Annotated in this window: 9 protein-coding genes; 2 read left to right on the forward strand and 7 right to left on the reverse strand. The window is 53.4% G+C overall.

Features of this window, described 5'->3' with window-relative positions; genetic code table 11:
- Positions 1-337: 337 nt before the first annotated feature.
- From EJP87_RS11635 to EJP87_RS11660, 6 genes are all read right to left on the reverse strand, one after another.
- The gene (locus tag EJP87_RS11635) at positions 338-919 is read right to left on the reverse strand and encodes a NapC/NirT family cytochrome c (RefSeq protein WP_130472047.1); all 582 of its coding nucleotides are present in this window, start codon (positions 917-919) and stop codon (positions 338-340) included.
- A 52-nt stretch (positions 920-971) separates the two neighbouring features.
- The gene (locus EJP87_RS11640) at positions 972-1,388 is read right to left on the reverse strand and encodes a nitrate reductase cytochrome c-type subunit (protein WP_227657598.1); all 417 of its coding nucleotides are present in this window, start codon (positions 1,386-1,388) and stop codon (positions 972-974) included.
- Between the two features lie 35 nt (positions 1,389-1,423).
- Positions 1,424-2,290: a quinol dehydrogenase ferredoxin subunit NapH gene (gene napH / locus EJP87_RS11645; protein WP_227657599.1), complete on the reverse strand. Its 867-nt coding sequence runs from the start codon at positions 2,288-2,290 to the stop codon at positions 1,424-1,426.
- Between the two features lie 2 nt (positions 2,291-2,292).
- Positions 2,293-3,111 carry a ferredoxin-type protein NapG gene (gene napG, locus EJP87_RS11650; RefSeq protein ID WP_130472048.1) on the reverse strand — a complete coding sequence of 273 codons (819 nt, stop codon included), beginning with the start codon at positions 3,109-3,111 and terminating at the stop codon, positions 2,293-2,295.
- 252 nt (positions 3,112-3,363) lie between these two features.
- Positions 3,364-5,856: a nitrate reductase catalytic subunit NapA gene (gene napA / locus EJP87_RS11655; protein ID WP_130472049.1), complete on the reverse strand. Its 2,493-nt coding sequence runs from the start codon at positions 5,854-5,856 to the stop codon at positions 3,364-3,366.
- Positions 5,853-6,137: a chaperone NapD gene (locus EJP87_RS11660; protein WP_130472050.1), complete on the reverse strand. Its 285-nt coding sequence runs from the start codon at positions 6,135-6,137 to the stop codon at positions 5,853-5,855. Before EJP87_RS11660 ends, napA begins: the two co-directional genes overlap by 4 nt.
- A 337-nt stretch (positions 6,138-6,474) precedes the next feature.
- Here EJP87_RS11660 and EJP87_RS11665 point away from each other — a divergent pair, with 337 nt between their 5' ends.
- Together EJP87_RS11665 and EJP87_RS11670 are read left to right on the forward strand one after the other, a co-directional pair.
- Positions 6,475-6,816 carry a hypothetical protein gene (locus tag EJP87_RS11665; protein WP_130472051.1) on the forward strand — a complete coding sequence of 114 codons (342 nt, stop codon included), beginning with the start codon at positions 6,475-6,477 and terminating at the stop codon, positions 6,814-6,816.
- 256 nt (positions 6,817-7,072) lie between these two features.
- Positions 7,073-7,345 carry a hypothetical protein gene (locus EJP87_RS11670; protein ID WP_130472052.1) on the forward strand — a complete coding sequence of 91 codons (273 nt, stop codon included), beginning with the start codon at positions 7,073-7,075 and terminating at the stop codon, positions 7,343-7,345.
- A gap of 115 nt (positions 7,346-7,460) precedes the next feature.
- On the opposite strand, the gene EJP87_RS11675 is transcribed toward EJP87_RS11670, so the two are convergent.
- Positions 7,461-7,805 carry a translation initiation factor Sui1 gene (locus EJP87_RS11675; RefSeq protein ID WP_130472053.1) on the reverse strand — a complete coding sequence of 115 codons (345 nt, stop codon included), beginning with the start codon at positions 7,803-7,805 and terminating at the stop codon, positions 7,461-7,463.
- Between the last annotated feature and the right edge of the window lie 81 nt (positions 7,806-7,886).

Raw genomic sequence — 7,886 nt, forward strand, 5'->3', positions numbered from 1 at the left:
GCGCATTTTTGCGCCAATCCGCACAGCATCCCCATGGGGGTAGAGCTGGCGAACCAGCACGAACCTGAATAGTTACCAATTACCTGCAAAAACAGGCGTGCCCCGGTAAAAATACGCATTATAATATACGCACTTACCGGGGCACTGATCTTGACATACCCGCAGGCGGCAGGATTCACAACATGCTCAAGGAGCAGGGAGCTCCCTTGCTGCCACGCGCTCACCAGTTACACCACACCGCAAACGCGCCATGCAAGAAAGGAAAACTCACACACACACAACAGCACTCGACAACAGCAAGGGAAGATTGTGCAACACTACCCAACCTGAGCAAGCCTTACTGCATGTGACTGCTGTCATCCGCAACCGTCATGCCACGTGGCAAAGTGTGTGCGATACCCTTATGACAGTCAATGCAGGTTTTATTCTGCGCAAAGCCCCGCTCGTGAAAATCAAAGGCGCGGATGCCCTGGCGGGTAAAGTCCATCGAGTTAAAGTTATGGCAGTTGCGACACTCGCGGGAGTCGGTCTTTTTCATCGCCTCCCAGACATGGCGCGCCAACTCCAGACGTTTGCGCTCAAATTTTTCTGGGGTATCAATCGTACCCAGCACCTTATGCAGCAACTCGTTGCTCGCCTGAATCTTGCGCACCACCATGTGTTGCCACTGACGGGGCACATGGCAGTCAGGACAGGTGGCACGTACCCCCGTGCGATTGGCATAGTGAATGGTGTCACGATACTCCTTGAACACATTCTCTTCCATTTCGTGACAGGAGATACAAAACTGCTCGGTGTTGGTAACAGCCAGCGCCCACTGGAAACCACCCAAGAAAATCACACCCAATCCCAAAAAGGTAAACAAAACCGGCCAGGTTTTCCTTTTCGCAAGATCCGCAATTGCCTCAAACAAATTCATGGCAGTTTCCTTCTCTAAATGTGGCTGAACCGCTTAAATCATCAATCCCAACTTATTTGATGGCTTCGACCGGTTTGAAGGTATTCTCTACCAAAGGAGGCGCATCCTTTTGGGGGACATGACACTGTGTGCAAAAATAGCGCTGGGGCGAGACATCCGACATTTCCGAACCAAAACGGTTACGAAAATGGGTCAGGCTGATTTTGGTCGCCCGTGTCTCTTTGGCTTTGCTCCAACTGTGGCAGGTCATACACTTGTTCTGCCGCATATCAATTTTGTAGCTCTCAATCTGATGCGGCACAAGCGGTGGCTGCTGGAGATAGGCACGCGGCAAAGCATGGCTGTCCGGCATCCATTTGGTCAGCTCAGGGCTCCGTTCGGCACCATCGAGAGGCACCCCTCCCCGCAAACCTGTCACATCTCCCGCCTGGGCTGGGGTTATACCTGCGCATGCAAGGATTACCATCATGAAAATCATCCTTATGCTCGGCAACTTCCGTTTGATCATAGCGCCACCCTCGATTTGTTGGGTAAATGAAAGGCGAATTGGTATACATCCTCCGGACACACATCGATACAGCGTCCGCAATTGGTACATTGCACATCTGTGATCGTCGGTCCGATCCCCCGTTCGGCCCCACGCAGGGGCAGATCGATCACCTGTGGTTCTGGACAGACCTTGTAACACTCCCTGCAGTCGGTACATACCTCTCTCCGGGCGGCATCCACACGCAGCAGACTGACATGGGAGAGGAGGCTATAGGCCGCGCCAGTAGGACAAAGACGTCCACACCAGCCATGCGGGCTGACCAGCAGATCGAAAAAAAAGATTCCCAGTACGACCAGGAGCCCCAGCCAAAGACCGAAAATCACGCCCCGATGCAGCAAGGCAACCGGGTTGATCCACTCCCAAAGCAACGTTCCTGATCCGGCGGCCAGCAGCAGCACCAGCACCAGCACGCCAAAGCGAATACTGCGACTGCCCCGCCAACCTTTGGTAATTCCCATGCGTCTGCGCAACCAGGAGGCCAAATCGGTCACCATATTGACGGGACAAACCCAGGCGCAAAAAAACCTGCCGCCCAGCACCCCATACACTCCGACCACCAAGAGCACTCCCAGAGCCACTTGCAATGCTGGCACACCCTGCGCTGCGACCACCTGGGCAAAGAGCAACAAATCGGTCATGGGCAGCGTTTCCAGAATCAGACTGGCAGAAAGATTGCCTTGAATGATCCAAATTCCGGCCCAGGGGCCCAGCAAAAAGAGCAGGAGCACCAGCATCTGGCTGAGTCTGCGCCAGAACAACCATTGGTAGAAACGCCACCAGGCTCTTTGCGGTTCGGTTGCGGAATGGTGCGGAGTCAACACGCTTATTCTCCTGGTCTGCGCACGGGAAAGTGCATCAATTCCGGCACCAGAGGGGCTCCGGCTTTCTCCTTCTCCTTCCACCCCAGGCGATAATGGCTTCCCAACTCACCTTTCACCAACTCTCTGGGAAAAACCCGTATGGCCGCCTCGGTCAACACACAACCCTTTTCACATTTGCCACAACCGGTACAGTGTGCCGAATCGACCACTGGCAAAAACAGTGCATGGCTACCGCTGCGCGTATTGGGACGCATCTCCAGACGGATGGCTTTTTGCATCACCGGACACACCTGAAAACAGACCTCACAGCGCATCCCCAAAAATGCCAGACAGTTTTCTTGATCGGCCAAAACCGCCAGTCCCATGCGCGCCTTGGTAATATCCTGCAGCGACGGATTCAATGCTCCAGAGGGACAGGCCTTGACACAGGGAATATCCTGACACATTTCGCAAGGAATATTACGGGCCCGAAAAAAGGGCGTTCCCGTGGCGACACCGTTTCCTACATCAGCCAATTCCAAGGTGTTATAGGGGCAGGCACGTACACACAATCCACAGCGCAGACAGGCTCCCAAAAACTCTTTCTCTGGCAGTGCACCTGGAGGACGCAAGGTCACAGAGGTTTTGGCCTCACTGCTGCGCACATGCAGCCAGAGCAGCAATCCAGCCAGCGCCAGCTTGACCATCCGTCCACCACTCTCTTGCAGCAACTCCCGCCGCGTCAGCCCGGAGAGCCATGAATCGCCCTTTTCCCCCCCTTTTTTTATTACCCCCTTGCGCGTGCGCTGCTGTTCCCCGCTTTTTTCACCATCCGTGCCCATCTTTTATCCATTTTCTGCCGCCATCCTTGGTGGCATGCCCCCTTAGGCAAAAATATCCCGCTCCTCAACCAAGGCTCGCCCCCCTCCAGATACCACCAAGCCATACCCTTTCCTGCTATAACCTGCGCGCATTCGCCCCAAATACCCTGAATACTCTGCGGCAAAACCTCCCCAACGGTCACATAGCATAGGCTGAGCTGCTCGGCTCTACACCCTGTCTGCAGCACTGCTGGAGGCGAGCAAAAGCCAGCGTTAGGCTTTGACCACTTTGACAGCACACTTTTTAAAATCGGTCTCTTTGGAGATCGGGCAGGTGGCATCCAAGGTCAATTTGTTGACCAGCCGCGACTCGTCAAAGAAGGGAATAAACACCAAACCTTCTGGCGGACGGTTGCGCCCTTGGGTCTCCACCCGAGCCAGCATCTCCCCACGACGAGAGATGATTTTTGCCACCATACCCCGTTTCAAGGAGCGCCGTTCTGCATCTGCCGGATGAATAAAGAGTTGGGCATCTGGCACAGCCCGGTGCAATTCCGGCACACGACGGGTCATGGAACCGGAGTGCCAATGCTCCAAAACCCGACCGGTGGTCAGCCACAGATCATACTCTTTGTCGGGCGATTCGGCGGGAACCTGGTAAGGCAGAGAAAAAATCCACGCCTTGCCATCCGGCTTGCCATAAAAACGCAGCTTTTCGCCCTCTTTCACATAGGGGTCATAGCCCTCCCGGAAACGCCACAAGGTCTCTTTGCCACCGATCACCGGCCAACGCAGGCCGCGTACCCGATGGTAGACATCAAAATCGGCCAGATCATGTTTATGCCCACGACCAAAAGCCGCATACTCTTCAAACAAACCCTTCTGCAGATAAAAGCCAAAATGGTTGGATTCGTCGTTTTGGAACCCTTGTTGCAGCTCGGTCAAAGGAAACTTGTTGACCTGTCCATTGGCATAGAGCACATCAAACAGCGTTTTGCCCTGCAGCTCCGGCTTTTTGGCAATCAACTCCGCCGGCCAAACCTCCTCCACCTTGAAGCGCTTGGAAAACTCCACCATCTGCCACAGATCGGATTTGGCCTCGCCTGGCGCCTTGATCATCTGCCGCCAAAACTGGGTACGCCGTTCGGCGTTGCCATAGGCACCCTCTTTTTCCACCCACATGGCCGTGGGCAGAATCAGATCTGCGGCCATGGCAGTCACTGTCGGATAGGGATCGGAGACCACCACAAAAGCCTCTGGATTGCGATAACCTGGCAATCCCTCTTCATTCATATTGGGTGCAGTCTGCATATTGTTGGTACACATCACCCAATAGGCATTGAGTTTGCCATCCTTCAGCATGCGATGATGCACCACCGCATGATACCCCGGTTTGTCGGGAATGGTTCCCTCAGGAAGATTCCACAGCTTTTCTGTCAGCGCCCGATGATCTTTATTGGTCACCACCATATCGGCAGGCAGGCGATGGGAGAAGGTGCCCACTTCACGTGCTGTACCACACGCCGATGGCTGCCCGGTCAGAGAGAAAGGCGAGTTGCCCGGTTCGGAAATTTTTCCGGTCAAAAGGTGCATGTTATAGATCAGGTTGTTCATCCAGGTGCCACGGGTGTGTTGGTTGACACCCATGGTCCATAAAGACATCACCTTTAATTTGGGATTGGCATAGAGCTCGGCCAGCGCCAGCAGCTCCTCTTTGGGCACCCCAGTGAGGGTACTGGTTTTCTCCAAGGTATATTCCGCCACAAAGGCTTTATACTCCTCGAAAGAGCTGGGAGCGCTGACATTGGGATCTTTGGCATCCGCCGCCTCTTTTTCCAAGGCATGGGTAGGACGCAGACCATAACCAATATTGGTCACCCCTTTATGGAAGGCGACATGGCTGCTGACAAAAGCCTCATTGACCTTGCCTGACTGGATAATATGGTTGGCGATATAGTTGGCAATGGCCAAATCGCTCTGCGGTTTAAAAACAATGCCCAGATCAGCCAAATCAAAGCTGCGATGCTGGTAGGTGGAGAGCACCACCACTTGGCAATTGGGGCGGGTCAAACGGGTATTGGTCAGACGCGACCAAAGCACCGGGTGCATCTCCGCCATATTGGAACCCCAAAGCACGAAGACATCGGCATGCTCCAAATCGTCATAACAGCCCATCGGCTCATCAATACCGAAAGTGCGCATAAAACCGGCCACTGCGGAGGCCATGCAGTGCCGTGCGTTGGGATCGAGATTGTTGGAACGGAAACCCGCCTTGAACAGTTTGGCCGCCGCCACACCCTCCCAGATGGTCCACTGCCCGGAACCAAACATACCCACCGTGCTCGGTCCACCCTTTTTCAGAGCAGCCTTATATTTTTCGGCCATAATATCGAAGGCTTCATCCCACGTGACCGGAACAAAATCACCCTCTTTATGAAATTTGCCATTTTTCTTGCGCAGCAACGGCGTGGTCAGACGATCCGAACCATACGGAATTTTCGAGAGAAAATAGCCTTTGATACAGTTCAAACCTTTGTTGACCGGGGCATCAGGATCACCCTGGGTTGCCACAATACGGCCATTTTTGGTACCCACCAACACGCTGCACCCTGTACCACAATAACGACAAGGAGCCTTATCCCAACGAATATCCTCCTCTTGCGGTGGCGATTGACTGTCGGCTAGGGCAGGAATGGCCACGCCCGCTACCGATGCGGCAGCGGCAACAGCGTTGATCCTGATAAATTCGCGTCGGGTTAGCTTCACAGTACCATCTCCTTGCTGTGGGGGGCAGATGCTTCCTCAAAATGCTGATAGATCAGGTCGGCGCTCAAGACGCCGTCGGTATGTTTGATTGTCGTAAGCAGATCGGCCAAAGGTTCAAATTCTGCACCTTCCAGGGTCACCACCAATTTACCCACCTCGGAAACATGATGGACGACCACGCCGGGCATGGTCGAAATTACAGAGGCAACCTCCTGCAGTCGTTCGGGATATACCAGAACAACGGCACTGGCCAGGGCAAAGGAAGTTGTCTCTTCCATCATGCCGGATCCACTCCTTTGTAGCAGCACACATCAACCAACTCCTAACCTGCCGTGTATAATATTCGGGAACAGCCGCATTAAAATTAACATAGATCAACTTTCCCGCATTTTTCGCTTTTTTCTTGCAAAAATAACTTGGGCAAAAGGCTTGTCTGTATTTTTCCTTGTTGTTAGGCACAGTGCCGAACTGTTCCAGGTTGAGCAATTTTCTCAACACAGGCGACAAAAGCTGTTACTGGCTCCGTCCATGTAGGCAAGAGCGACGCAGAGTCGGCTGACAAACAAAACAGACTGGCATAAAACCCAGGTCAACATACCCTACAAAAAGGAAAAAAAGATGCGCAAATTGGCAATGAGCTTGGCTGTCTTGGTAACCTCGATGATTATTGGTGGCACTGCCATTTCTGGCACAGAGAACGCCGCTACAGCAACCACCACCCAGCCAGCGAAGATGGCAGCGGCAACTCCTGCTCCTGCAGAGCAGAGTGCCGGCAAGAAAGCGGACACTGTCGGCAAAACCGAGGCCAAGCAAGGAGGTGTTGCCACTACGGCACCAGCCAACAGCAAAGCGGCCACGCCAGCCATGGCGGAGGGCAAAGCCACCACACCTGTTACGACCGACAACAAACCCCCCACACCGGCAGCGGCTGAACACAAGGCCGCTGACAGCAAAAAGTAGAGCACACTGCTGGTTTCCAGCAGTTGTTGTACCCAGAGGGGGGTGGGAAAGCTGTTTGCCTACCCCCCTCCAACTTTAACCCAGTTGCCACTGAAAAATTCACCCATGCCTACCCATTCAAAAAGAGCATTCATTATTGTGCTACTGGTGGCAAGTATGTTTACATTAACCGGCTGTCACCATCTGTTCTGTTGCCATGGTCATCATGGCCACCATGGTCACCATGGTTATTATCGACGGTAAGGATTGATAGGCAATGAAGCGATTCCTGCTCTGCACAGCCATACTGTTTATAATCGGCCTCTCTGGAGAGGCCTGGAGCCATGACCAGCATGGAATGCATCATCACTATCGCAACCATCATGGCAGAGCGCACCACCACTACAGCTTTGCGCAAGCTCTGCAGATCTTCCGGAAAAACAACCCCTGCCCTTCCACCTGGTCACGTTATGGCTCTTGTCCAGGATTTGTCATCGTCAAGCAGGGAAGGGTCAACCATCCTTCACGTTTTTACTGGCAAGCGCAATAAAGCAAAACGCTCTCTGGGACTTTGCTGTTAACCTCAGGCTATTGCGCAATGGGACTAACCGATAACAGATTGTTTTTGCAAACAATCATTTATATCAGACAAGCCAGAAAGAGGATCAACCGCCGCTGCGTTTGACCGACCAGCCTTTTTTGCTCAACAAGCTGATAATCATCTGCACATGATCCCCTTGCAGCTCAATGGTTCCCTCTTTGACAGTGCCGCCAGTGGCACAGGCACTGCGCAACTCTTTGCCCAGTTGGGCCAAGGAAAGAGGATCCAAGGAGAGGCCATGAATCACCGTCACATCCTTGCCTTGTCGCCCTTTGCGCTCACGCAACACTCGCAGTCCCCCGGCAGCAGCAACACTTTTTGTCTGGCGACAGATACAGCCACTCAGCGGTTGCTGACACTCCGGGCACATTCTGCCCTGCTCTGTAGAAAAGACCACTCTCTCGTTCATCTTTTTCCTATTGCATTCCAGAATCCATTTTCTCCCTCCGCCATTGGCAGGGTAGATTGCCTCCCATCGCCAAGTCAAGCC

This window comes from Candidatus Magnetaquicoccus inordinatus (assembly GCF_004217665.1).
GTDB lineage: Bacteria > Pseudomonadota > Magnetococcia > Magnetococcales > Magnetaquicoccaceae > Magnetaquicoccus > Magnetaquicoccus inordinatus.